26 protein-coding genes are annotated in these 25,602 nt (G+C 39.6%); 21 read left to right on the top strand and 5 right to left on the bottom strand.

All coding sequences use genetic code 11. The features are described from left to right. The first annotated feature begins 69 nt into the window (after nt 1–69). Entirely contained in the window at nt 70–660 is a 591-nt protein-coding gene (locus GO003_RS00290; RefSeq protein WP_206444730.1) for an Rpn family recombination-promoting nuclease/putative transposase, read from the top strand. A 113-nt stretch (nt 661–773) separates the two neighbouring features. Then, nucleotides 774–1,226, top strand: a complete 453-nt coding sequence (locus GO003_RS00295; protein WP_159658129.1) for a hypothetical protein — start codon at nt 774–776, stop codon at nt 1,224–1,226. A gap of 460 nt (nt 1,227–1,686) precedes the next feature. Here the strand turns inward: GO003_RS00295 and GO003_RS00300 are convergent, their stop codons facing one another. Next, nucleotides 1,687–2,790, bottom strand: a complete 1,104-nt coding sequence (locus GO003_RS00300; protein WP_159658128.1) for an RNA-guided endonuclease InsQ/TnpB family protein — start codon at nt 2,788–2,790, stop codon at nt 1,687–1,689. A 42-nt stretch (nt 2,791–2,832) separates the two neighbouring features. On the opposite strand from GO003_RS00300, the gene tnpA reads away from it, so the two are divergent. After that, nucleotides 2,833–3,237, top strand: a complete 405-nt coding sequence (tnpA, locus tag GO003_RS00305) for an IS200/IS605 family transposase (RefSeq protein WP_159658267.1) — start codon at nt 2,833–2,835, stop codon at nt 3,235–3,237. 46 nt (nt 3,238–3,283) lie between these two features. On the opposite strand, the gene GO003_RS00310 is transcribed toward tnpA, so the two are convergent. Then, entirely contained in the window at nt 3,284–3,433 is a 150-nt protein-coding gene (locus GO003_RS00310; protein WP_159658127.1) for a type II toxin-antitoxin system Phd/YefM family antitoxin, read from the bottom strand. Between the two features lie 272 nt (nt 3,434–3,705). Between GO003_RS00310 and GO003_RS00315 the strand changes: the two genes are divergently transcribed. Both GO003_RS00315 and GO003_RS00320 read left to right on the top strand, forming a co-directional pair. Beyond that, nucleotides 3,706–3,945, top strand: a complete 240-nt coding sequence (locus tag GO003_RS00315) for a helix-turn-helix domain-containing protein (protein ID WP_159658126.1) — start codon at nt 3,706–3,708, stop codon at nt 3,943–3,945. Further along, entirely contained in the window at nt 3,942–5,261 is a 1,320-nt protein-coding gene (locus GO003_RS00320; protein WP_159658125.1) for a type II toxin-antitoxin system HipA family toxin, read from the top strand. The genes GO003_RS00315 and GO003_RS00320 overlap by 4 nt, the downstream gene beginning before the upstream one ends. A 134-nt stretch (nt 5,262–5,395) precedes the next feature. On the opposite strand, the gene GO003_RS00325 is transcribed toward GO003_RS00320, so the two are convergent. Next, nucleotides 5,396–6,187: a hypothetical protein gene (locus tag GO003_RS00325; protein ID WP_231088740.1), complete on the bottom strand. Its 792-nt coding sequence runs from the start codon at nt 6,185–6,187 to the stop codon at nt 5,396–5,398. Between the two features lie 82 nt (nt 6,188–6,269). On the opposite strand from GO003_RS00325, the gene GO003_RS00330 reads away from it, so the two are divergent. The 3 genes from GO003_RS00330 (at nt 6,270) to GO003_RS00335 (ending at nt 7,508) form a co-directional block, all read left to right on the top strand. Next, nucleotides 6,270–6,500: a type II toxin-antitoxin system ParD family antitoxin gene (locus GO003_RS00330; protein WP_159658123.1), complete on the top strand. Its 231-nt coding sequence runs from the start codon at nt 6,270–6,272 to the stop codon at nt 6,498–6,500. Nucleotides 6,501–6,699: 199 nt separating this feature from the next. Then, complete coding sequence (locus GO003_RS26505) at nt 6,700–6,975, top strand: transposase (protein WP_206444729.1); 276 nt, start codon at nt 6,700–6,702, stop codon at nt 6,973–6,975. Between the two features lie 107 nt (nt 6,976–7,082). After that, complete coding sequence (locus GO003_RS00335) at nt 7,083–7,508, top strand: transposase (RefSeq protein WP_331001653.1); 426 nt, start codon at nt 7,083–7,085, stop codon at nt 7,506–7,508. 9 nt (nt 7,509–7,517) lie between these two features. Here GO003_RS00335 and GO003_RS00340 read toward each other — a convergent pair whose 3' ends face one another. Both GO003_RS00340 and GO003_RS00345 read right to left on the bottom strand, forming a co-directional pair. Continuing rightward, nucleotides 7,518–7,838 (bottom strand): type II toxin-antitoxin system RelE/ParE family toxin, encoded by a 321-nt coding sequence (locus GO003_RS00340; RefSeq protein WP_159658122.1) that lies wholly within the window; start codon nt 7,836–7,838, stop codon nt 7,518–7,520. Beyond that, nucleotides 7,826–8,083 (bottom strand): type II toxin-antitoxin system Phd/YefM family antitoxin, encoded by a 258-nt coding sequence (locus GO003_RS00345; protein ID WP_159658121.1) that lies wholly within the window; start codon nt 8,081–8,083, stop codon nt 7,826–7,828. Before GO003_RS00345 ends, GO003_RS00340 begins: the two co-directional genes overlap by 13 nt. Before the next feature lie 859 nt (nt 8,084–8,942). On the opposite strand from GO003_RS00345, the gene GO003_RS00350 reads away from it, so the two are divergent. The 13 genes from GO003_RS00350 to GO003_RS00410 all read left to right on the top strand — a co-directional run bounded on the left by GO003_RS00350 (nt 8,943) and on the right by GO003_RS00410 (nt 25,568). Next, on the top strand, nt 8,943–9,194 hold the full coding sequence (locus GO003_RS00350) for an antitoxin (protein WP_159658120.1): 252 nt from the start codon (nt 8,943–8,945) through the stop codon (nt 9,192–9,194). After that, nucleotides 9,191–9,442 (top strand): type II toxin-antitoxin system RelE/ParE family toxin, encoded by a 252-nt coding sequence (locus GO003_RS00355; RefSeq protein WP_159658119.1) that lies wholly within the window; start codon nt 9,191–9,193, stop codon nt 9,440–9,442. Before GO003_RS00350 ends, GO003_RS00355 begins: the two co-directional genes overlap by 4 nt. A 1,137-nt stretch (nt 9,443–10,579) precedes the next feature. Continuing rightward, nucleotides 10,580–12,115 carry an oligosaccharide flippase family protein gene (locus GO003_RS00360; RefSeq protein WP_159658118.1) on the top strand — a complete coding sequence of 512 codons (1,536 nt, stop codon included), beginning with the start codon at nt 10,580–10,582 and terminating at the stop codon, nt 12,113–12,115. Nucleotides 12,116–12,348: 233 nt separating this feature from the next. Beyond that, the gene (locus tag GO003_RS00365; protein WP_159658117.1) at nt 12,349–13,374 is read left to right on the top strand and encodes a nitroreductase family protein; all 1,026 of its coding nucleotides are present in this window, start codon (nt 12,349–12,351) and stop codon (nt 13,372–13,374) included. A gap of 156 nt (nt 13,375–13,530) precedes the next feature. Next, on the top strand, nt 13,531–14,682 hold the full coding sequence (locus GO003_RS00370; protein WP_159658116.1) for a polysaccharide pyruvyl transferase family protein: 1,152 nt from the start codon (nt 13,531–13,533) through the stop codon (nt 14,680–14,682). 50 nt (nt 14,683–14,732) lie between these two features. Further along, nucleotides 14,733–15,689 carry a glycosyltransferase family 2 protein gene (locus tag GO003_RS00375; RefSeq protein WP_159658115.1) on the top strand — a complete coding sequence of 319 codons (957 nt, stop codon included), beginning with the start codon at nt 14,733–14,735 and terminating at the stop codon, nt 15,687–15,689. Then, nucleotides 15,686–16,600, top strand: coding sequence for a glycosyltransferase (locus GO003_RS00380; protein WP_159658114.1), 915 nt, complete (start codon nt 15,686–15,688; stop codon nt 16,598–16,600). Before GO003_RS00375 ends, GO003_RS00380 begins: the two co-directional genes overlap by 4 nt. Before the next feature lie 29 nt (nt 16,601–16,629). Then, nucleotides 16,630–17,934 carry an O-antigen ligase family protein gene (locus GO003_RS00385; RefSeq protein ID WP_159658113.1) on the top strand — a complete coding sequence of 435 codons (1,305 nt, stop codon included), beginning with the start codon at nt 16,630–16,632 and terminating at the stop codon, nt 17,932–17,934. Nucleotides 17,935–17,982: 48 nt separating this feature from the next. Continuing rightward, entirely contained in the window at nt 17,983–19,437 is a 1,455-nt protein-coding gene (locus GO003_RS00390) for a hypothetical protein (RefSeq protein WP_159658112.1), read from the top strand. A 205-nt stretch (nt 19,438–19,642) separates the two neighbouring features. Beyond that, on the top strand, nt 19,643–19,984 hold the full coding sequence (locus GO003_RS00395) for a hypothetical protein (RefSeq protein WP_159658111.1): 342 nt from the start codon (nt 19,643–19,645) through the stop codon (nt 19,982–19,984). A 152-nt stretch (nt 19,985–20,136) separates the two neighbouring features. Further along, a complete protein-coding gene (locus GO003_RS00400; RefSeq protein ID WP_159658110.1) occupies nt 20,137–20,775 on the top strand; it encodes an acyltransferase in 639 nt (212 codons plus the stop codon). Next, the gene (locus GO003_RS00405) at nt 20,772–21,914 is read left to right on the top strand and encodes a glycosyltransferase family 4 protein (protein ID WP_159658109.1); all 1,143 of its coding nucleotides are present in this window, start codon (nt 20,772–20,774) and stop codon (nt 21,912–21,914) included. Before GO003_RS00400 ends, GO003_RS00405 begins: the two co-directional genes overlap by 4 nt. A 525-nt stretch (nt 21,915–22,439) precedes the next feature. Then, a complete protein-coding gene (locus GO003_RS00410; protein ID WP_159658108.1) occupies nt 22,440–25,568 on the top strand; it encodes a right-handed parallel beta-helix repeat-containing protein in 3,129 nt (1,042 codons plus the stop codon). Nucleotides 25,569–25,602 lie beyond the last annotated feature (34 nt).

Consider the following 25,602-nt stretch of genomic DNA (forward strand, 5'->3'; position numbering starts at 1 on the left):
CACATGGATAGCTCGAAGCTTACCATCCAGGGCACGGGATACCCCCTTTCCAGAGGGGCATGACGGCTTATGGATTTAGCTGAAACAGCTTGCTATTCAGCTAATCTCTTGCCCTCTGAGCCTATACCTGCAGGCATGGCGGCTGATTTAAATCCAGGATCTGTTAGAATCCGTCTTATTGTAATAAGCCACTCTGTATTAATCGAAATCCATGGCAAAAAAACCGGCTTCATCAACACCCAAAGATGCGGAAGATGCGTTGTCGCACGACACTGCTATAAGCTTTTGTTTAGCCATCCGCGACTGGTGCAAGACCTGATCACCGGATTTGTGCAACCGCAATGGCTGGACAGTATCGACTTTAAAACCTTGGAACCGGTCAAAGCCAGCTTTGCTACCGATGACCTACGCCAACGCCATGATGATTGTATCTGGCGCATGAAATTCAAAGACACTTGGCTCTACCTGTACCTGTTATTGGAATTTCAATCCAGTGACGATTATTTCATGGCCAATCGAGTCATGACTTACCTCGGCCTACTGTACCAGGATATTATTCGTTCCCAGCTACTAAAAAAAGGCGACCTGTTACCGCCGGTACTGCCAATAGTTATCTACAATGGTGCCTCTAACTGGAGTGGGCCAGTTGAAATACGGTAAGGCGGATTCGCCGACAGGCAATCCACCATGGCCCTAAAGTATATTTGGCGTTTTGCTATCGCGAAAACGCCCTACCGCTTATCGATTTTTACATCCAGTTTGTTTTTGGCTTTATGTCTTTGCAGCAGTGCGCGACGTCGGACGACTTGCAAACTCATATTCAACTGCTGCAGCAACACCTCAAAGCAGCACACTATCAACCGATCCGGCGCTCTTTTGCTATTTGGCTCCGCCGCTTATTGCGCGTAAAATTTAAAGCAGAATCGATTCCCGAATACCAAGAACTTACCGAGGTCAATGCCATGTTAGCCGAACGCTTAACCGATTGGACACTACAATGGAAAAAAGAAGGCGAAGAAATAGGTGAGAAACGAGGCCAGAAAATTGGCGAAGAAAGAGGTCAGAAAAAAGAAGCTCTGCGTTTATTGATTAAATTGACTTCTTTAAAATACGGCGAATTACCCGACTGGGCATTACAAAAAATGGAGCAGGCCGACATTCAACAACTCGAAATCTGGTCTGAACGTATTTTAACCGCTGAAAGCCTAGAGTCGCTCTTGGCCTAGTGACGGGAAATTAATTCAAGCTCTGCTTTATCACATTTCAGTTAAAGTAGGCGTGATGCCCAGATTGCGATTGTCGAAGTCATCGCCATTCGATAAACGACGCGAGCAAACGAAGCCTGAAAGCTACGATAGTCGCTACTTATAACAGCTCCAATTGGGCGCCTCAATCGCGACGGGGGTCGCCCCACGAAAACTTGCCACAACTAGCAGGATACGCACAGCGCATCTATAAAGCCTAAGATTTAAAGCATCACGGTACTTCGTCGCCCGTCATCGGCTCGGCATCCGGGCTGGCGGCCAGCCAAGCATCCAAAGCTGCCGGTTCGCTGCGCGCTTGACGTTCCCGGAAGTAGGCTTCGGATTTGAGCGCCGAGACTTTTTCGGCTATCGCGGTAACAAAAAACTGGTTTATCGAAACCTGCTCTTCCTCAGCGACTTTGCGGGCATAAGCTTGACATCCTCACCGCCCTGAAGAGACGGTGATTCCTACTGCTAGCGTATGATGTCCCATACGGAGAATGTTCTTAGCCGCGTTCTGATCGCGGTCATGCTCAGTGCCACACTCGGCACAAGTCCATTCTCTTATTTCAAGACCGCCTAACCCCTTCGGGCTGTTAGCAGATATCCATCCGCAACAAGAGCAAGTCTGAGAAGTGTACGCTTCGTTGACTTCTAGGAAGACACCTTGCATCCCTCTGGATTTATAATCAAGTTGTGCCTTGAGCATTGCCCAACCTGCATCTAAAACGGATTTAGCCATTTTAGTTTTAGCAAGACCGGACGCACTCACATTGCCGACGACGATTAAACTGTTTTCTTTTACTATTTTGTTGCTGAACTTATGGATTGCATCCGCACGCCGGTTTTTTATCTTGGCGTGGATGCTTTTAATTTGTTTGGATTTGTTGGCACGTTGCGCTTTGCCAAGCTTTTCTTCACTATTCCGGTAGACATTCTGACGCTCTAAAGTATCGCCATTCGAACACGTTGCCGTTGTTTTTAGGCCCAGATCAATGCCTATTTGACCGCCTTCTGATACCCTGACTTTTGCCTCGACATGCACCACGATATTGAAATACCAACGCCCTCTACTGTCCTGGCTGAATGATCCACTTCTAAAATCGTACTGGCTTAATCCGTAGCTGTCCCAGCATTTGAAATAGATACCACAAAACCTAATTTGCCCATTGATCCATTGAGCGGCTCCAGACTTGAAAGGAACCCATCCTAACGCGCGCCTTGCGCCACCTGAAGACCGCCATTTAAGTTTGTCTTTCTTGAATTGTTTACGGGTTTTCGCGTGAACAGCGATCACTTCCTGAACCGTTCCCGCACCGATAATCATACTGCGTTCTTTGCGAATGCCTTTCAGTTCCTTCATTAAGTCAAAACCGGAAGTCTGCATAGTCATATAGCCCACTTCAGGAACTGGAACCCAAGCGAACTCAGCGCTTGTCGCATTGGCTGCATTCCAGACCTGATTGCACTCAAACGCCATACGATTCAAAACATCGACCTGTTTATCTCGTATTCTGACTTTCAAGGTTTTCGTTTGAGTGTTCATAGTGCTATGATAGACTATTTAGGTTGGTCTATCAATATTATTATGGAAATTAGAACCGGACGGCACTGTGTATTTATGCTTCATGCACACTTGGTCTTTATAACAAAATACCGGAATAAAGTATTTACCCATGAAATGCTTGTTTCAATGAAAGAGTATATGGAAAAAGTATGCAGTGATTTTGAAACGACTTTGGTTGAATTTAATGGCGAAACAAATCATATTCATTTGCTGATTGACTATCCACCCAAGGTGAGTATTTCAAAGCTGGTTAATAGCCTTAAAGGCGTGTCCAGCAGAAGGCTACGAGTTGACTATGCTAGCGAAATTGACAACATATATTGGAAAGGTGTTTTGTGGAGTCCCAGCTATTTTGCCGGTTCCGTCGGTGGCGCACCACTTTCAATACTTAAACACTATATCGAGCAACAAGAAAGACCTGTTTAGCTACAATCAAGAGCACACTGATATCCCCCGCCTGAAGAAAGGGGCTTTACGTGTTTTTTGGGTAATCTTTGACATCGATAAGGTAAGCCGATGGCTGGCCGTGCTCAGTGATTAACACGGGCTCTTTAGATTCGTGCAGTTCAGCAAGAATTTTGGAGGCCTGACGTTTCAGGGTGGTGACAAGTTCTGTTTTCATAGGAGTGATACTAAACTATCACTCACATTTGTACAAAAAATGTTATGTAAAAACACAAAGCTATCGTTTAACGTGGACGTCACCGGACGCTGATGATGAACGGTTTGATCGGCCTACGAACATCGGAAAGCCGCATAACTACAATCCAAGCGGATTTTTGATAGGAGTCATGCCAAATTTCTAATTATAATCCCGATAGGGAAAACCCTGGTAATTCGGTTCATTTTGGCTATAATATTTCCCGAACGGGAAAATTATATAGCTAAAGGCCCATGAATTACAAAATACTACCGGACGGGAAAATAATATCTGCCGAAGATGTGGGGCGTATTATCACTCAGCGCAGAAAATCGCAGAATCTTACTCAGGCGGATCTTGCAGGACTTGGGAATATGGGTATTCGTTTTCTCAGTGAGCTTGAGAATGGCAAAGGAACCGTGCAATTCGATAAAGTTATGCAGGTTCTTGATCTGCTTGGACTTGATGTCGTTATTTTAAAGCGCGACAGATGAAAAAAAAACTGAATATCTTTGCTGGTGATCTGTTGGTTGGATATCTATCGGAAAGCACTGCTAAAGGTATGTCCTTTGTCTATGCGCCTGCCTGGCTGGCAAACGCGGACGCAATGTCGCTATCGAGTGATCTTCCGCTTTCCGATCAAACTTATCATGGCGAACCGGTTGTTGCTTTTTTTGAGAATCTATTGCCGGAAGGCGATGTTTTAGAATTCATCAGTAAGGCGATACAGATTTCATCCGGCAACACATTTGGGTTGCTTGAACGCTTCGGCGGCGATACGGCAGGTGCGTTTTCACTGCTACCAGAAGGAATGCGACCATCCCATGAGCCGCACTACTTGCCTGTCAGACCGCAAGACATTCTTGAATGGTTTCAGCGATCTCGAGGAATTCCTCTGAATATCAACGGCGAACAAGCTCGAATGTCCTTGTCCGGCGCCCAGGACAAAATGACGGTGTTCATCGATTCCAAAGGCAATGTATCGATCCCTCTTGGGGCGGCGCCATCCAGTCATATCATCAAGCCTTCGGTGAAGCATCGGCAAGACGTGCCATGCACGGCAATTAATGAAGCTATGGTTATGATGTTGGCCAGACGAATCAAGCTTGAAGTGGCTGATGTTCGTTATTGGCCGGAATTGAGCGCGGTCGTTGTGGCTCGTTACGACAGGGAGATAGATAAGGATAATCGTTTGCACCGATTACATCAGAATGATCTTTGCCAAGTATTGGGCGTTCCTTCCAGCATGAAATACGAATCAGAAGGTGGCCCTTCTTTGAAAACATGTTTTGAGGCAGTGCTGAAACACAGTTCGCAACCGGCCATCGACAAAAGGCGTTTAATCGAGTGGGTGATATTCAATTTTTTGGTGGGCAACATGGATGGTCATGCAAAAAATTTATCATTGATGACTGCCGGAAAAAATACTCAACTAGCACCCTTTTATGACATGGTTTGTACGGCAGTTTATGGCAATTTGAGCCAAAAATTTGCTTTTAAGATCGGCGGAGAAAACCGGCCAAAATGGATGATGGCACGCCATTGGGGGCGTTTTGCAACCGATATTGGTGTTAAGCCTCAATACATCACTAAAGCTCAGCTCGACATAATGAACCGAATTGAATCTGCCTTACCCTCGATTTCCGAAGAACTTAGCTCTTTTGCTTTAAGTAATGAAGAATTGGACATGATTAGTAAGATCCGAGCTTTCATAACAAAATCGGTGACTCAGATGAAGATGAGAATAAAGGATACGCACTTTGATTCTGCATCTTCACAGGACAGCTCTGTCGATGAAGCTGAATTATAATCAACGGAGGCGGTTTTAAAAATCGTTAAGTGGTAGGGCGTTTTCGCGATAGCAAAACGCCAATAGCCTTTAAAGCTATGTCGGATTTCCTGGTGGCGAATCCACATTACCGGGTTAATATGTTCAATTTTCTTTCAGAATGTTTCATGTTGGCGCCAACACAATTCCGGATTAGCTTTAATGTTTTGGTCCTTAAAAAACACATCCTTAACCATTTTTTGATGAAGCGCATGCTGATAAGGCGTCAATAACTCACTCTTCTTTTGTTCGTATTCGTCTCGATCGGAATAACACATTTGAAAAAAACGCCCGTCCTTGCAACCGAAAAGAATACAGTTAGAATCAATGGCTTTAACAAAATCCTGTTGTTTATCTTCCGGGAATAACTTTTCCCACTTGTCCTTGTTGCGACGTGTTCCTCTCCAAAAACCTTCTGCAAAACCCATCAGAAAATTAACCAACACCTGCATTTGCCGCTCGGCAAGTTCATCGTCGAACGGTTTGTGAATAATACTGGTGTCGTACCGCGTTTCATCGGCCGGAATAATTTTATAAAAACAAACCTCAACTGAACCACGCCAGCAGCTTACATGGAGAAGATAAGGAATGACCGTATCCTTGCGAAATAATCTAAGAGCGAATGGAAAAGAAAACGCCCCCTTATAGCTGTCATACCAACTGCCGCTTGGGCCAAATGCATTCTCAAAAATCATGAAGAAGAAGGCGAGCGGCGCCGTCTTCAATTCCTCATTGTCGCTAGAGCTTAGGTAGGACTCCCAAACATCAAAGCATTCGGGAAATGCAAGTTTATGCCGACCTAATGCTAAATAACAGTCATCATCAATGCGCTTTATTTGGCATTTAATGAGGTCATGATCCAGCGTTATCCATTGCATATGTTCATTTTGCAGCATTTTGCAGCTCATTTTGTTCTCAGGATTAAAAAATACTAACTGATGTTACGAAGCTCAATAATATATTGTTGTTGGCGTTTTTGGAGGATTGAGTATGCAAAAAAATACCAGTGTTTCTCTTGGAGAGCATTTTGAAGGGTTTATTGCCGGAAAAATCAGAGAAGGTCGATTTGGATCGGTAAGTGAAGCAATACGTGCGGGTCTTCGTTTGCTTGAAGAACAAGAACTGAAACTGGATGCACTACGTTCTGAGCTTATTGCCGGCGAACAAAGCGGCGCTTCCTCTAATTTTGATGTAGAAGAATTCTTAAACGAAATTAAATAATCTCATAGCTGATGGCTCAATTTAAACTCCGGCCTAGAGCAAGACAAGATTTAGCGGATATTTGGCGTTACACCTAAAAACCTGGGGTGAAATCCAGGCTGATACTCATATACGAGATATAAATCGCACGTTTCATGCTTTAGTACGTATTTTAAAAGTCGCCAATGCTGCTTAAATCCGCAAAAATTAAATTTTTGCCATGGCCCATAAGACACGGATTAAACGCTACCCAACCGATTTAGACGACAGAAAATGGAAGTTAGTCCAAGATTTATTTCCGGCCACCTTGCCAGATTGTCGACCCAGGCAAGTGAATTTACGCAAAATTGTTAATGCTATTTTGTATATCGCTCTTAGCGGCTGCGTCTTACGACTCCAGCCCCCTCCAATGACTTCCCGTCCTATCAAACAGTATACAGATATTGCCGGGGCTGGATTAAAGACGGAACGTGGGAACGTATTCACGACACGCTGAGGGCTCAGGTCAGGAAAAAGCCGGGCGTCATAAACATCCTACGACGGGCAGTATTGATAGCCAAAGCGTTATAACCACTGCCTTGACCGGTATCAAAGGATAAATGCATCCAGGGTCGTAAACGCCATATTCTGGTGGATACCTTGGGTCTGCTGCTGGAGATCGTCGTGACCGCTGCGAATGTGCCCGAACGAGAAGAGGCCGAATTAGTCCTGGCGTCACTCACCGGCAGTTGCAAAAAACTGCGGTGCATTTGGGTCAACGGTGGCTATCCTGGCAAAGAATTTAGCGCTTGGTTAGCGGAGCGTTTTCGTATTGTCTGGGCTGTTGTTCTTCGTTCCGATAAGGCAAACGGCTTCGAATTGTTGCCACGTCGCTGGGTCGTAGAGCGAAACTTTGCATGGCTTTATCGCTACCGCCGTTTGAGCAAGGATTATGAAGTCAGTCTTGAGTCCAGTCGAGCATTTGTCCATATTGCCATGATTAATTTGATGCTCAATAGACTAACCAAAGGCTCTCCTGCCAACTTTTGAGACACCTACTTAGCTGGCATCTTGAGCGCGTTCATCCAACAAATACTTACGTAACTGCCGTTCTCCTCGCATGACATAGAGAATATAAATATTTTCGTTTTGATCCAGCCGGTAAAAAATTCGACAAGGGTTAACGATGATCTCCCGATAGGTCGAATTTTCAAGTTCTGGAGGTTTACGACCTAATTCTGGAAAATGTTCAAGCTCACCCACATTTTTAAATACGTGTTTGACCAAGCGACAAGCGGCTTCGACTTTATCAAGTGCTATGTATTCTGCAATATCATCAAGGTCAGAGAGGGCGGATTCGGTCCATATTATTTGAGCCATTTGCTCATTTTATCGATTGCTTCCGCTTGGCTAAAGGTTCGATTTTCAAAAATCGCTTTTTCACCTCGAGCTATACCTTCAAGAATGCTCATCCTTGATTGCATAAGCTCGTAGTCTTTAACATCGATAAGGTAAGCCGATGGCTGGCCGTGTTCAGTGATTAACACTGGCTCCTTAGATTCGTGCAGTTCAGCAAGAATTTTGGTGGCCTGACGTTTAAGGGTGGTGACAAGTTCTATTTTCATAGGAGTGATACTAAACTATCACTCACATTTGTGCAAAAATTGTTATTGGATTCATTGCTTGTTCTTGTCAGTTTTTTCCTATGTTTATTTTTTTCTACTTTTATGGGTGTGTGAAATCACTCAGAGTGAGTAATATCCCACATTGAGGTCCTTATAGTACAAACAACTCGAAATAGGTTAGATAATATACTGTTTTAAATCGATAACATTAGAGCAAATGGCACGGCCTTTATCCCCACTGAAACTGAATATTGAGTTACAAGACATTTTAGAAACAATCGCTCGGAGTCGCGAAGCTCCTCATGCTTGGTGCAACGAGCCGAGATAGTGTTAGTGTTGTCGGCAAGCACAGGGAGCAATAACAAAACCATTAGCCAAGACTTGGGGCGAGCCCGCTACGCAGCTACGCTTGAACTACCCAATTCAACGACGAGTATCGGACTTAAAGCGGTCGTCTAACGCAAAATAAATCCTGATTATAAAGATGCTTCAGCAACAACGTCTTTCCGGCAGAGATTGCCGGAGCCGTTAGACCGCGTAAGCGAATCCAGAGCACAAGGATGTGTTCGGCCCTTGCCATCCATGGCATCTGGATCTCGGCAATCCCTGTCGAGATGACGATTTTTGACTGAGCTGATTGATCTTTAGAATCAAGAAACAAATTGAGCCAATAAAACACAACACGCTGTAAAAAGCGAAAACCGGTAGGGCGTTTTCGCGACAGAAAAACGCCAATAGCCTTTAAAGCTATGTCGGATTGCCTGGTGGCGAATCCACATTACCGGGTTGATGTACATTTTTACATACTTACATTTTTGCGTAATATTGACATGTAATTAAGAACTGGAGAAATTTCACCATGAGCCGACTCACCATAGAAATTACGGAACAGCAGCATCAGAGCATCAAGGCATTAGCTGCTTTGCAGGGTATAAGCATTAAAGAATACGCGATGCAGCGGTTGTTGCCGCTGACCGATGATGAAGAAAAAGCCATACAAGAACTGGAGGCCTTTCTAAAACCACGTATTGAAGCCGCCGAACGTGGCGATGTGGTTAGCACGTCAGTTATAACAATTTTTGAGGAAGCACTTGCCGCGCCCCGGCGATGAAGCTTGCTGTTGATTTCACATCAGCGGCTATTAAAGACTTGTCTGATATCGCCAGCTACAAAGCTGACACATGGGGTCGCGAACAAGCGATTAGCTATGCAGGATTGTTGAATGGTCATTTCATTGAAATTGCAGAAGGACGGATATTCTCCAAAGTACCTTTTTCAAAATATCCCAATGTGCGGGTTTGTCGGTGTGAGCACACTATATTTTCTTTATACGCCCACAGGAAAGCCTCAAGCCAGTAATACTGGCAGTGTTGCATGAATGCATTAATCTATTAGAGCGGCTCAAGGAAAGGCTGTAGGATAGAGTTAGTGCAACATTTCATCGAGAAATAATCAACGGTAAGCCCGCGATACTCTTATTTACGGTGCTCTAGTGCCTATTTTTCGTCGTTTGTGCCCAAAAATTTCCTGATTAGCAAGATGTTTCAGCTAAATACAAAAGCGCCCGTCATGCCCGTCGGGAAACGGGCATCCAGTGCCATGGATGGTAAGCTTCGAGCTATCCATGTAGTCTGGAAAATTTTTGGGTATTAAGAATTGAACGTTGAAATACTGCATGGCTGACATTCGAACCGACAATTTTTCGAGAAGATCGCAGCCAGCACCGGCCAAAAAGAGACGAACAGGGCCTGGTTTTCAACGAAGAGTATGAGACATAAAGCGGTCGTCTAATTCTACTTTGTCAGATTAGAAGAAAGACCGTCATACCCGCCGGGAAGCGGGTATCCAGTGCCATGGATGGCGAGCTTCGAACCCTCCATGGAGCCTGGATTCGCTTACGCGGTCTAACGGCTCCGGCAATCCATGCCGGAATGACGACCTTCGGTCATGTGAAACCTGAAATCTTACAAAGTAGAACTAACGCAAAAAAACAAAACCCGATGTAAAAATCGATATCCGGTAGGTCGTTATCGCGATAGCAAAGCGCCAATATTCTTCAAAGTCATGGCGGATTGCCAGTTGGCGAATCCGCCTAACCGGGTTATTGCGAAATACTAAGAACCCGAACAAAATTTAGTAACCTCAGAAAGGTTGTTTTTAAAATCCCGAAGAACAACTACCTGAATTGTGTTTAAGAAAGTTGTAATACGGAAAGGTTAATATGGCTGCATCGAAAGAGTCGAAGATTGACCTGTCAAATTTACAACACTAGTTTATCCTTTACCTTGATTTAAATTTCCTATTCTCAAAAGTTCCTGGCCGTATAAGTTGAAATTCCTGATTTTAATAAAGTCGGCAACGATCTGGTTTATGCTATTTTTATATGCCTGATTATTTTGGAATTTTGAAGCACCAAGAAACAGAAAGTTTCGAAACTTTCTTCAAACTTAATTAAGATCTTATTTTAAATGCTTATTTTTTAACCATAAAATTAATATGTCTTCTGAAAGAAATCGACGTATTGCAAAAAACACAGGCTTGCTGTACTTGAGGTCGCTGCTCACTATGGCAGTATCCTTATACACATCCAGGATCGTGTTGAACACTCTGGGGGTTGAGGATTTTGGCATATACAATGTAGTTGGGGGCTTTGTTACCCTCTTTGGATTTTTAAATAGCTCCATGGCTTCTGGCACCCAACGATTTTTGTCATTCGAAATCGGGCAAAAGGACTTCACCCAACTAGCTAAAGTATTTAGCATGTGCGTTAACATTCACTTCATTATCGCACTAGTAATTCTAATCTTGGCTGAAACAATTGGACTATGGGCCGTAAATACCCAATTGACGCTCCCAACCGAAAGAATGGAGGCAACATTATGGGTATATCAGTTTTCAATTTTGGCCTTTTTGGTAAACGTAGTGAGCGTACCCTACAATGCGGCTATTATTGCGCATGAACGCATGAACGTGTTCGCATGGGTAAGCATCATCGATGTAGGCTTAAAACTGTTGATTGTATTTATGCTTCAATGGTTTGGATTTGATAAGCTGAAACTCTACGCTGTTTTAATGTTCAGTATCGCATTAATTATTCGGATAATTTATGGTATCTATTGCCGTAGAAATTTCCCGGAAAGTAGGTTCCGGTTTTTTTGGGATAAGCCATTATTTAAAACACTAATGGGTTTTGCTGCATGGAACCTTTGGGGGAATGTAGCCTTTGCGATGTATAGCCAAGGAATAAATATTCTTTTGAATATTTTCTTTGGTCCAGCAGTAAATGCAGCCAGAGGTATTGCCTATCAAGTGCAAGGATCAGTCAATGGTTTTGTTCATAATTTTCAGATGGCAATGAACCCCCAGATCACTAAATCGTTTGCAGCTAATGATCTCCAGTACATGCATCAACTAATTTTTCAAGGTGCAAAATACTCTTTTTATTTACTTTTTCTATTATCACTACCTATCCTGCTGGAAACGGAAATTATTCTTGAATTATGGCTCAATACAGTTCCTGATTACACCATTATTTTTACCCAACTAGTAATTGTCAATATATTAATCGAAAGCATTTCCGGGCCATTAATGACAGCCGCACAAGCTTCAGGAAAAATAAAACTGTATCAAAGCATAGTTGGCGGTTTATTAATATCAATTTTGCCTATTTCATATGTTTTTCTAAAGCAGGGATATCCGCCGGAAGTTACCATTTATATTAATATAATAGTTTCAGTTATTGCGCTTATCTTTAGATTGATCATTGTAAGCCATTTAGTTAGGTTATCGGTAACAGGATATTTAGTAAAAGTAGTTTTAAGAGTTTTTTCGGTTACCATATTTTCTATAATACCGCCATTGCTCATGCACACGATACTTTTACCAGGATTTCAGCGGTTACTTGTTGTTGGCATATATTCTACAATTTCTGCTTTATTGGTTATATATGTAGTCGGTTTTAAAAATAATGAACGAATTTTCATAAAAAATAAATTAACGTATTTGCTTAAGTTAAAAACGGGTAAAATTTGAATAAATTGTGCTGGGTAAATTTATAATAAAGTATAGATATAAGAATTGAATTATTTGACCTACTAAATTGATATAAATCTCTCAATTGATTGAGTTTATAAGTACTAATTTTATTAATTTTGGTAAGCTTTAAGTGATTTGCGGGAGATAAGATTGTCAAGTTGAGGATTTTACTAATAAAACATGTGATCCAATAACTGATAAATATCATTTTAAAACAATAGGTTAGTGCCGTGAATACAAAAGAAATAGTAAGAAAAATATTAGGTAATAAATTTTCAAAAAAACTAGGTAAGATCAAGAGAAATTCATCAAACCTGGTTTTGTTATTAAATAATAGCTATAAAGATGCAATAACATTTTACAAACATTCAATGGTATTTGAACTGGATAACTTTAACAAAATTGAATCAAAGATTATTTTACATTACCATGCAATAGAAAAAGGATTTTTACATGAAAATTTTAGGTATCGTTTTGGTGAGAGTAGAGTCAAGGAATTAATTATATTACTTAAAGATAAAGATATTGTTAAAAACAACACAAGGAGCCAAGTAGCCGTAGCCTATTTGGCAATGTGCAAGTATTATGAAAAGCACTTGGACGATGGTATCGATATTTCAGACTTTTACAGTAGAGAAGACTATGAGTTTTTTAGAAATTTAACAGTTTTAAATAATGAAATTATTAAAACACACAATCATGATGATTATTTCAAAAATAATAGAAGTGACTTTTTAGTTTTTTCAAAATCAAGAAGCAGTGTGCGCAATTTTACCGGCGAAAAAATACCATTCAATTTGATTGAAAACGCAATTGGCATAGCAAAAACTGCTCCTTCGGTATGTAACAGGCAACCCTGCCGTGTATATTATATAGAAAACAAAATAAAAATTGACAGCGTATTTGCTATTCAACAAGGATTAGTTGGTTATTCTGATAATATCTATCAATTATTGGTACTTGTTGCGGATAAAAATTATTACTATACAGTTGGTGAGCGTAATCAGTTGTATATAGATGGTGGATTATTCTTAATGAACTTATTATATGCTTTGCATTATTATAGTATTGGTGCGTGCCCTGCACACTGGGGCTTAAATCATGATAAAGATAAGCTGATTCAAAATGAATTACAGTTAAGTGATTCAGAAAGAGTAATATGTCTTGTGCCGATTGGGATACCAAACGAAAGTTTTAAAACAACGTTATCATTAAGGAGGGAAAATGAAGAAATTCTTAAAATTGTATCAAGCTAATTTTTGCGTGAAAAAATATAGTTAGCAAGCTTCAATTGATAATTAGTAGATTATCCAAGTTATTTAATTTTTAGAGCACTTTTTATCTGAGTTTTGAATCATGATTGTTACTAAGATTAATGATTTAATTATAATACTTTATAGAATAATGAAATTATGAGAATTGCAATACTGACACAACCATTACATAACAACTACGGTGGCTTATTACAAGCTTATGCTCTACAGACAGTAGTAAAACGAATGGGGCATGAAGTATTGACAGTAGATATATGGACAGTGGAGAGTAAAAGAGATTTTAAATTTTATTTCAGATTATTCAGATCAATCGGCAAGAGACTAATTCTCCGTTACATACTCGGCAAGCTGATTGTGGTAAACATATGGCCAACTGCAAAGTTTAAAAACATAATTTCACAACATACTCAACGCTTTATAAATGAGAATATCCAGACCACATCGAAAATTGAGTCTGGATCCAATCTTTCAACTATTTCTAGCTATGATTTTGAAGCTTATATTGTCGGTAGCGATCAAGTTTGGCGACCAAAGTACTCACCTTGTTTAACTCATTACTTTCTTGATTTTATCAATGAAAATGACCCTGCTAAACGAATTGCTTATGCAGCTTCTTTCGGAGTTGACAATTGGGAGTACACTCAAGAACAAACAATTATATGCGCAAACTTAGCAAAAAGATTTAATGCAATTTCAGTGAGGGAAGATTCTGCAATTGAGCTTTGCAAAAAACACTTTGACGTAAATGCAACACACGTACTAGACCCCACCCTATTATTGAATAAGGAAGATTATATAACCTTGGTTGAAAAAGATAATGTCCTACCAGTCAAAGAAAGTCTGGTTATTTATATCTTTGATCTGTCACCTAGCAACAAAAGTATAATAACAAAGGTTTCAGAGATATACGGCCTTAATCCTTTTTTCATTAATAAAAATACAAATACAAGTCAATTACCATATAACGATCGAATTTACCCTCCAGTCACACAATGGTTACGTGGATTCATGGATGCAGAATTTATAATAACCGATTCATTTCATGGCACCGCTTTTTCAATTTTATTTAATAAACCATTTTTAGCATTGGGAAACGAAAGTCGCGGTTCAGCCCGTTTTAACTCACTTTTGAAGATATTTGGCCTTGAAAACCGGCTAATAAACTCTTTACAAGAACTAACGGATGAACAAATTAAAGAATCGATTAACTGGGTTCACGTAAACAAAGTGCTAAATGAAAGAAAAGCAGAGGCTGTACGATTTTTAAAAGATGCAATAGAGAAAGTGTAATCAAGCATCCAGAATAAAAACCATACAAAATCTTCAACTAAAATCTATTTATGTCAAAAAGAAATAGCGTAAAAGTCTCTGTCATTATCCCTACATTTAATGCCGAACCTTATATTAAGCAAGCATTAGAATCAGTTATCAATCAGACAGAAACTGATTTAGAAGTAATCGTCTGCGATGACCTTTCAACTGACAATACTGTTGCTGTTGTAGAAGGCATGGTTTTAAGTGATTGCAGAATAAAATTAATTAAAAACAATCAAAACCAAGGTCCATCATGTTCCCGTAACCGTGCCATATCTGAAGCTAACGGTTTTTGGATTGCCTTGCTGGATGCAGATGATTTTTACCATCCGGAGCGATTAAATAAACTCATAGAAATTGCAGAACTAAATAACGCGGATTTAGTTGCAGACAATGTTTTTTATGTCGATATCAATGGACAAAATCCATTAATCGCATTTCCAGAAACTACACATGAGAAAAATTTTAAAATAATATCTGTAACCGAATTTATTGCAAACGATTTTCCAATCAAAACAGGCTTTAACTATGGCTACTTGAAACCAATCGTGCGACGCTCATTTCTTAAAAATCACATGATTAGATATGATGAGCATGTCAGATTAGGAGAAGACTTTATGTTATATACCGAATGCCTGCTGCAAGGAGCAATATTTGTACTAACAAATCAGCCTTATTATTATTATCGTAGGGTACCACAATCGCTAAGTAGAACGGGCGACAATACAAAATACCAAGAACTGCGTGACAATAATTTAAAATTAATTAATAGCGCAAAAAAAGTCGGCAAAATGACAGTTGTTAAATTATTGGAAAAAAGACAAAAACGTTATGATAAATTAATGCTTTATTACGATATTGTCAGGCTTATTAAGCAGTGGCGATTTTATTCAGCTGCAAAGAAATTGATAACAAATCCGAAATCATGGATTACATGTGTAAGGATGAGTTCTAGATATTTAAAAAGGATATTCCTTAAATGACAGCATTTAAAACCATCAACATTGACATTTGTATCGCAACATATAAACGGCAAGAATTATTAGGCAAATTATTAAAATCGTTATCAAAACAAACACTAATAAATTCAATTAAGCTAAGAATTATCATTATTGATAACGATCCAGAACAATCTGCTAGATTAACGGTTGAAAATTTTTTTTATGATAAAGATATTGTTTATATATATGACGTACAACCAAAAAAAAATATATCTTTAACCCGCAATAAAGCGTTGGATTTTGTCACTGCCGATTATTTAGCTTTTATTGATGATGACGAATGGGCCGTGCCAAACTGGCTAAATCTATTATTAAATGCCAGCCAGCAATACAATGCGGACATAGTATTTGGACCAGTGTTACCACAATTCCCTGAAGATACCCCTGAATGGATATTGAAAGGCGGTTTTTTTTATCGAAACAATAAAACGGGGGCTGTCTTGACTCATGGTGCAAGTGGTAATGTATTAATTCGTGCACCGAAAGCATTTAAGAATACTTTGTATTTTGATCCGAAATACGGCCTCACTGGAGGTGAAGATACTGAATTGTTCCACCGACTGTATTTGCTTGGCGCTAAAATGATTTGGTGTAATGAAGCATTGGCCTATGAAGATGTTCCGCGGGAACGTATGACGGTCCAGTGGTTAGTCAAGCGTGCGCTACGAGGTGGCCAAATTTACGCCAAAATTTATTTAAAAGATTATTCGTTATATAAACGCATCACATGGTTTATTAAACGTATTAGTTATCTTGTCATAGCTATTATTTCGTTACCTGTAGCTTTTTTTATGGGCAAAAGCAGTTGGGTTTGGGTTTTACGTAAACTGATGGCAAATTACGGTCAATTAAGCATGTTATTTATAAATGATGCTTATCAAGAATACAAATAACATTTATCAATATGAATTTACGATGACTTATGACATTAAACCACCAACCAAATATCGGCTGCGCCTATCTTTTGCCATTTTTAATTTATTTTACAGTCAATAGTATCGCTTTACTGCAGCCGTCCTATGGCACCGATTTAAAACAAGAAAGTAGTATCATCAATCAAATTACATTAACACTTGCTTATACTACTGCCTTAATATTGATATTAAAGCAACATGGACTATTACCTTATATATTGAAGAGAGCAATACCACTGTGCGCTTTGTTTTTATTTACGCTTATTTCATTTTATTGGTCTTATTTCCCTAGCAAAGTTTTTATTTCATTTATACATAATGTTGGTTTATCACTAATTGCAATATGCATGGCCATCTATTTACTTAGTAATAAAAATAATTTTTTTAAATTATTATTAATAATTTTAATGCTATACATTTTTACCAGTATTATTGTCACTATATATATGCCCCATATTGGAGTTATGACATCCTCAAATATTTATGACATTAGCTTGATAGGAAGGTGGCGGGGATTAACAGGGCACCCGAATTCCTTAGGCATAATCTGTTTATTTACAACCTGGGTTTGCTCTTGTGCATTATTTAAATCAAAAAATAACAAATGGGTTTACTTTCTTGCTGTAGTCTCCTTAGCTGGCACTTTTTACTGCTTACATAAAGCCGACAGCATGACTTCATTAATTTTATCTATTGCTTTAGTGCTAGGCATCAGTGGATTTTATCTGATTAACAGTTCATCCAGAAACACTAAGCTGATTAAAACTTTATCTTGTGTTTTTCTATTTATCATCGGCATATTTTTTATATATATCCAACATCCCGAGATATTTACAGTTAAATTTTTTTTCCATTTAATTGGAAGGAATGAAAACTTAAGTGGCCGAACAAGCCTCTGGGAAATTGGACTCAAAGGCCATGAGGCCAAACCAATATTAGGTTGGAGCTTTGACAACCTGAGATCTTTCATGAGTACTTATAAACTCGGTTATGGACAACTACATAACGGTTATCTTGATTTGCTTGTTCGTGGTGGATATATTTCAATTTTTTTACTTATCCTTATTATTTTACAATTATTTTTGCGCATCATAAAAGAAGCCATGGATAACAATCAAGATTATCCTATTGTTTTAAGTTTAATTACCGTAGTTCTAATTCATAACATTACAGAAGCTAGTATATTGTCAAATAGCAGCCTAACATGGCTAATGTTTTTGATTTCTTATTTTACTACATTGCTTACTTATAAATATAAATCTAAAAGTCATACTCAACAAAAAATTACTTATAAGTCGAATACAACATTTTAGCTTAAAAATTATTGGCTAAATGACTGAAAATAAATGAGGCAAGTTACAATGTTCAAAAATCAGTATCTCATTACTCAAAAAATATTACCTTTTGAAAATCTAGAAATTAATCCAATTGAATTTAACGATTTGTTTATTTATGCCTATCCCAACCTGAATATTTCAGTAGCAAAAAATGCAGATTCTGAATTAATATTAATTGGTTTTATTATTGACCCACTTAATCCTGACGATTCGAATAATCAAATAATTAATAAGCTAGCTAAATCCTGCGAAACTGTACCGCAATTTTTAAAAGAAATCAGCATCTTTTCTGGCAGATATGTTTTAATTTTTAAGGCGAAAAATGATTTAATTATCACAGGTGACGCTTGTCACCTTCGTCAAATTAACTTTGGATTTATAGATAATGAATTCGTAATAGGCTCATCACTTAAAATGATTTTAAAAGCACTGAGTAGCGAGCCACTTATAAATAAACAAAAACTAAATTTTTTAGACAATAAAATATATTTAAATAACGAGTCAGCTTGGTACGGCGAAGAAACAATTGATGAACGTTTCCACAAGTTATTGCCTAATCATTATTTAGATTTAAAATCCCACAAAACCCATAGAATCCCACTTCACTCAATTGAGCATGAATACGAGGAAAAAACTTTGGAGTTCGCTTCTTTAATATTGCGTAATACTTATTCTGCATTAACCAAACGATATCAATTAATACAACCGCTAACAGCAGGTTGGGACTCTCGAATTCTACTATCGGCAAGCAAGGATAGTAAACATTTAATAAATTATTATGTATTTGATAGATCTTTCGGTAAATCCCCTGATGCATGGGTACCTGATAATTTAAGTAAATTATTAAATATAGATTTCACCTGCATTAATCCAAAAGAAATAAGAGATGATTTTTTATTAAAATATAAGCAAGAGCATATTGTACCAAGAGTTCTGCCAAAGACTGAAAATATTCAATATCACTACGACAAAAACTACCACAAAGATGTAGTTAATATTAATGGGAACTGCACTGAGATTGCTAGGTGCTATTATGGCCACACTAATATGAAAATAAGCTTAGATATGTTACTTGCTTTTTCTGGATATAATAATAAAATACCATTCTTTAATATTCAAATAGAAAAATGGTTTTTTACTGCCAATCAATATTCTGAGGAGTTTAACATTCCTTTGTTAGATCTTTTCTATTGGGAACAGAGACTTGGAAATTGGGGGGCTAATTATCCTTTTGAACAAGATATTGCGATTGAAGAGATATCGCCATTTAACAATCGAACCTTACTGTTGAGTATATTAAAAATAGACCCCAATAGAAGAAAGTCACCTAATTATTATTTTTTTGAAAAATTAATACGGCTTTTATGGAGTGATGTGCTACTCGAACCTATAAATCCCGATGAAAGTTTCCTTAGAAAATTTAAAAATGGTAATGCAATATTAAAATATTTTATACTAAAATCAAAATCATTAATCTAATATTTCGATATAAAAATATTTCTTAAGTACCTATAACTTTTGACAATTTTACAATTTTTTATTCCGAAATTTTCGGCTAATACTGTTTGCATTTACCGCACATAAGATTACACCTATGAAACCATATTTTGTTAACTCAATCCCTTATGTGAGCGTTCCAAGTTATTTTTAAATTAGCGCCTTTATATTCCTATAAGGTAACTTAATGAACAAAGTCATTATCGTTCAATATCGTTTACTACATTATCGGTTGGAGCTGTTTGATCGTCTTCGTAAAGCCTGCGAAAAAAGGGGAATTAACTTGCACTTGGTACACGGTCAACCTACCCAGAGGGAAGAAAAAAAGCGTGATGTCGGTGCCTTACCTTGGGCAGATGTGGTGCTAAATCGCTATGTATCTTTAGGCAGCAAAGATGTGCTTTGGGAACCGTTCCCCACCCAACATCGCGATGCCGACTTAGTGATTCTAATGCAGGAAATCCGCCTGCTTTCAAATTACTCCTGGCTTTTTTTGCGCGGTTTGCTTTATGCCAGGGTGGGTTATTGAGGGCATGTACGTAACTTTCAGGCAAATCATCCGGCGGTTTTACTGGGAAAGTGGAAGCAATTTTTAGTGGGCCGGGATAATTGATGGTTTTTTTATACCGATATGACAAAAGACATTCTGCTATTTTACCATCTAACAAACAGGGATAGCCTATGTTAAATATCTTGCTAGCCGTTGGACGGCGTCTTCAAACCAATTTAAAAGTTCTACTCTCAAGAAAGATACGCAGTGTTGGTAATGATATCCACATTGGCTCGGGTAGTCGTTTTTGGGCTCCAAAATCCATTTCAATTGGCAGCGGCGTCTATATCGGCAAGGACGTATTGGTCGAGTGTAACGCAGAAATAGGCGATTACGTTCTAATAGCAAACCGCGTGGCTTTGGTTGGCCGGCGTGATCACGACTTTCGTGCAATTGGAATCCCTGTCCGCTTTTCTCCTTGGGTAGGCAGAAAGATGCCGCCTAGCCCATACAAAGAAGAAAAAGTTCTTATTGAAACCGACGTTTGGATTGGATTTAGCGCAATTGTGTTATCTGGTGTAACAATTGGCCGAGGAGCAATTGTTGCCGCTGGAGCAGTTGTATCACGAGATGTTGGTGCTTATGAAATTGTGGCAGGTAATCCCGCACAAAAAGTTGGCATACGTTTTAAAGATGAGGTCACCATTCAACAACATGAAGCATCTATAAAAACCGGCCGTTTCGTATCTTCCGAACGAGGATATGATCACTGGCTAATAGAACCAAGCCTAGAAATTGACGCAGTGGAACACTATCAGGAAATGGAATGAAAAAAGTTGTAATTCTTCAACATCGTTTACTTCACTATCGCATGAATTTTTTTGACCGGCTGCGTAAAGGATGCGAAGCAAAAGGAATTCAACTGCATTTAGTACATGGGCAACCTACCCAACGAGAGAGAGAAAAGCGCGATGTCGGCACATTGCCTTGGGCGGATGTTGTAGTAAATCGCTATATATCTATAGGCAGTAAAGATGTGCTTTGGCAACCGTTCCCCGCCCATCATCACGATGCTGACTTAGTGATTATAATGCAAGAAAATCGCCTGCTTTCCAATTACCCGTGGCTATTTTTGCGCGGTTTGCATAAATCAAAATTAGGGTATTGGGGGCATGGTCGTAATTTTCAGGCCCACCATCCTGCGGGTTTATTAGAAAAGTGGAAGCAATTTTTATTAGGCCGGGTTGATTGGTGGTTTGCCTATACCGACATGACAAAAGATATACTTTTATCTAACGGTTACCCGGCCGAGCGTATAACGGTATTGGATAATGCCATTGACAATGAAGGTTTTTTGGCCGATTTGGCATCAATTACCGATACTCGTCTTTCTGAGTTACGTAACGAGTTGGGCTTGCCAGACGACGCACATGTCGGTTTATTTTGCGGTTCTCTTTATCCGGATAAACGTCTGGATTATATGGTAGCCGCTGCTGATAAGATTCAGGCATCGCAGCCTCATTTTCACTTAGTAGTCATTGGTGATGGCCCAAGTGTCTCTGTAATTAAAGAGGCAACAGTATCACGGCCTTGGCTACATTGGGTAGGAGTGCGCAAAGGCATTGATAAGGCGGCCTATTTTCGTTTAGCACATATCGTCTTAAATCCTGGTGCTGTAGGGTTGCATGTGCTGGATTCATTCTGTGCCGGTGTTCCTATGGTTACTACATTTACAGCTCGACACGGACCAGAGATTGCCTATCTCAAGGATGGTGAAAATGGCTTGGTGGTAAAGGGTGGTGTTGACGATTATGCCGATGCCATCATTGGTTTATTACTTAATCCCTCGTATTATATGCAGTTAAAAGCAGGGGCTCTTAATGGCTCTAAGCGTTACACCTTGCAAAACATGGTAGACAGTTTTGCTAATGGGATTGAGCGTTGCTTGATCATGGACAAGAAGTTTTAGCGGTTAAGGAATAAGTACAAAATAACTTAGACTTTTCCCCCCATCATCTCAGTCCTCTTCCAGAGAAGGGATTATACGACACAATTTATTTTATGCTTGTTCCTAAGTTGATTAGCTATATCATGTGAAAAGGCATATTTATGTAGTTAAAATGCATGACCCAAGTAACATGCACGAAGCAAATAAACAATAAATATCAGTAGCCTTGGTTGCAGTCCGTTCGAATTGTTCCAAATCGAAGAATGGTGTTTTCAAGCCTCCGGCTTTGCCGGATGTTTTTTACTTATGTCGCGACAAACACATGGCTCGCACATGACCCAACCCCTCGTCCAATTGCTCTATCCTTTTCTGCGACACAGTTCACGCCAAAACTGAGCGTCTAGTCAAAGAAAAATATCCATTGTATTCCTAGACTCTAATTCAATGTTGTAAGCCAGAGGTTAATACTAAGCCATTCCTCTGATTCAGATTTTCCAAAAACAGAAGACTGATTACATTTGTAAGAAAGACTCTTAAGGAATAAAAATGAAAACTTTAATTTATGTAGTCCTCACCCTAGCTGCTTTATTTAGTTTTTCTCAGGCTAATGCTGAGATTTACTTTGTAGATGCCAGGAATGGTAATGATAGTTGGAATGGTACTTCAGCCACACTATCGGGAACCAATGGGCCGTGGCAAAGCATTTCCAGGGTCAATAGTGCGATTCTACAGCCGGGAGACCAGGTTTTGTTCAGTTGCGGACAGACATGGTATGAATCATTAAAGCCGTCCGGTAACGGCACGAGCACAGCCAAAATCAATTTCGGGTCCTATCCCGCGCATTGTCCCGACAAACCCAAAATCAGCGGGTTTCGCACGATCCCAAGTGATAATTGGCAACCCTATCAAGGCAATATCTGGAGAACGACGTTTCCTCAAGGTCTAATTCCTAATAGCAGTTTATCTACAACCGTGGCTAATTGGTCTAAATGGCCTGCCGATGCCAGCCAAACCTTTGTTGCTGACTGTCCTCTGTCGGTCAAAGGCTGTATGGATTTTCGAGCAGGTTTTTCTAACTACAGCAGTGTGGCCATCAGCCGTGTTTTTCCGATTGTGGGCAGCCAAAAGTATGTTGCCATTCTATCGATGTTTGCACCCAATGATGTATCTATTAATCTGATCGTCCGCGAACATGGCAATAAATTCAGCCCCTTGGGACTATCGCAAAAAATTACCGGGACGGGTCAATGGCAACATCTCAGACTAGAATTTACTGCTACAACCACGTTACCCAATGCCCGGCTTGACATAGAAGTACCAAGAAACAAGCAGGTCTATCTTCGCGATGCCAGTGTGTACCAACAGGATATTCTGCCTAAACCCAGCTCGGTTCTGTTTGCCGGCGACCCACTGACTATTGCACACCACCCCAATGTCGGCCACGATACCGCCAATCCTGATTCAGTTTATCTCAGAACCAGTGAAGCCTCACCGGTATTAAAGGATAGAAACAATCGTCAATACAGCAATCAAATCATGACTTCCGATTTAAAACTACCCCCAGGAGCCAGTATTGACTCAGGCACAAAACTCAGGCTGCGGGAAGTCAACTGGCGAATCAACGAATATGCGGTCAGCAGTATGGGAACAGATACTTTAACTATAAGCCCTAACACAATGTATCCAATTTCAAGTGCCGGTTGGGGTTTTTATTTTTATGACGACTTGTGGATGCTGGATTCTGCAGGTGAATGGTTTTTCGATGAAGACACTCAAACCCTTTATGTGTGGACGCCGACAAATCAACATCCGGGTAATCGGGTTGCATTGGCTACCTTAGACACGGCGATTAATCTGGATGCTAAAAACAACATCGCGATTGAAAACCTGCAGATTGACGGCGCGATGACCGGGGTCAGCATGCAAAAAAGCGCAAATGTTAGTTTATTTAATATGAACATCAACAACATTAGTGCTAGTGCTGTTTTTGCAAGACAGTCAACGGACCCCTACATTAAAGCAAATCAGATTAATAGAACAGGTTTATCCGGGGTAGCTAGCATCAATGCATACCTCTCAACAAATGCATTTATAGAAAATAATGAATTATCTGAGTCTGGAGTAATAGTAAAATCTGGCAAACGCACTTCTCTACCAATGACCACACAATTTACAATTATTGGTGGCGACTTATCTGTTATAGCCCATAATTCTTTATCTTACTCAGGAGGGTTTGCTATTAGTGGGGAACAAGAAAACAAGATAGAATCAAATATAATTGAAAACGCTTGCTTTAATATCAACGATTGCGGCGCAGTTTATTTGGTTACTTCAAATTCGAAGGGTAGCTTAATTCAAAACAACCTGATTCTCGAAACATCAGGCGATTTAACAGGCACTCCGGATTTGATGTATAGAATTAGTAACGGCATATATCTTGATTATGGCACTTTGGGTGTTTCAATAATTGGGAATACCGTAAAAGGAGGGACAAGTTCTCTTCATCTTCATAACAGCAGCCAAAATACTATCACCCGTAATATTTTTTATGGCTCTGACATTTGGCTAGTTCGGCAGCAAGAAGATACACTTGCCTATGGCAATATGTCCGGAAATATCATTAATAACAATCAATTCTTTCCAACAGAAAATCACCCTGCCATCAACAACTCATTCCTTTCTACTAACTCTCAAGATGCTTCAAAATTTGCAACCTACGAAGATAACCATTATGCGACTATCTTTACGGATCATGTTACCAGGGAGATAAATGAACTAACCGATACCACATCACACACACTTTATGAGTGGCAAACAGCAACTACGCTTAACGGAGAATATAGAAATAATGATTTGAATAGTTCCTCACCGGCGCCTTTGCCATTCTTTGCATTAGGAATCGCAGATAGTAATTTTATAAGTAATACTGATTTTGTTACTGGAATAAATGGTTGGGGTTCGTGGAATGCTATTGCCCCCATGTCCACAAGAGCTCTTGAAGGGTGTTTACCTGTAAGCGTCAACTGTATGCATGTGATTGCAGGTGCCTCAGTAACACTGGTAAATAGCCCGAAATTTACAATTACCAAGAGCAAACTTTACCGAGTAACGTTTGATCTCCAAACAAGTGTTGACCAAGCCAATTTAACTGCACTAGTCCGGTTTGCAGGACCAAGCAACTATAAATCCCTGATGAATAAAATCTATAAATTTTCTTCATCAACGGAATGGAAGCGCCATTCCTTTATCTTCGAGGCTAACGAGACAGCGTCCAGTATCACTGTTGCCGATCAAGGAGCGCGATTTGACATCCAAGGCCTACCTGCTAAACAAAGCCTTAGAATAGCCAACCTTGAAATTGTACCCTTCGATCCAGGTACTTTGGGACCTACGCACACCAATTTACTGGTAAACAAGACTGATGTAGATAAAGCATTAGATTGCCCTACTCGTTTGAGTAACAGCAAATTATGCTCACACTATTTTATTTTTCCTGAGGCTACCGCCGCAGTTTGGCCTATTTCAGTTCCGCCACGTTCCGGTCGAATAGTCTTTACTCAAAATATAACTTTAATTGACACAGACGGCGACGGTATCGCCGATTCCCAAGACCAATGCCCAGGTTCGGCCACTGGACTTGCAGTAAACTGTAAAGGCTGCAGTTTGTTCGATTAGAAAATTTACAAAGTTAATTTAATGCTTTACAACG

The organism is Methylicorpusculum oleiharenae, from assembly GCF_009828925.2.
Lineage (GTDB): Bacteria > Pseudomonadota > Gammaproteobacteria > Methylococcales > Methylomonadaceae > Methylicorpusculum > Methylicorpusculum oleiharenae.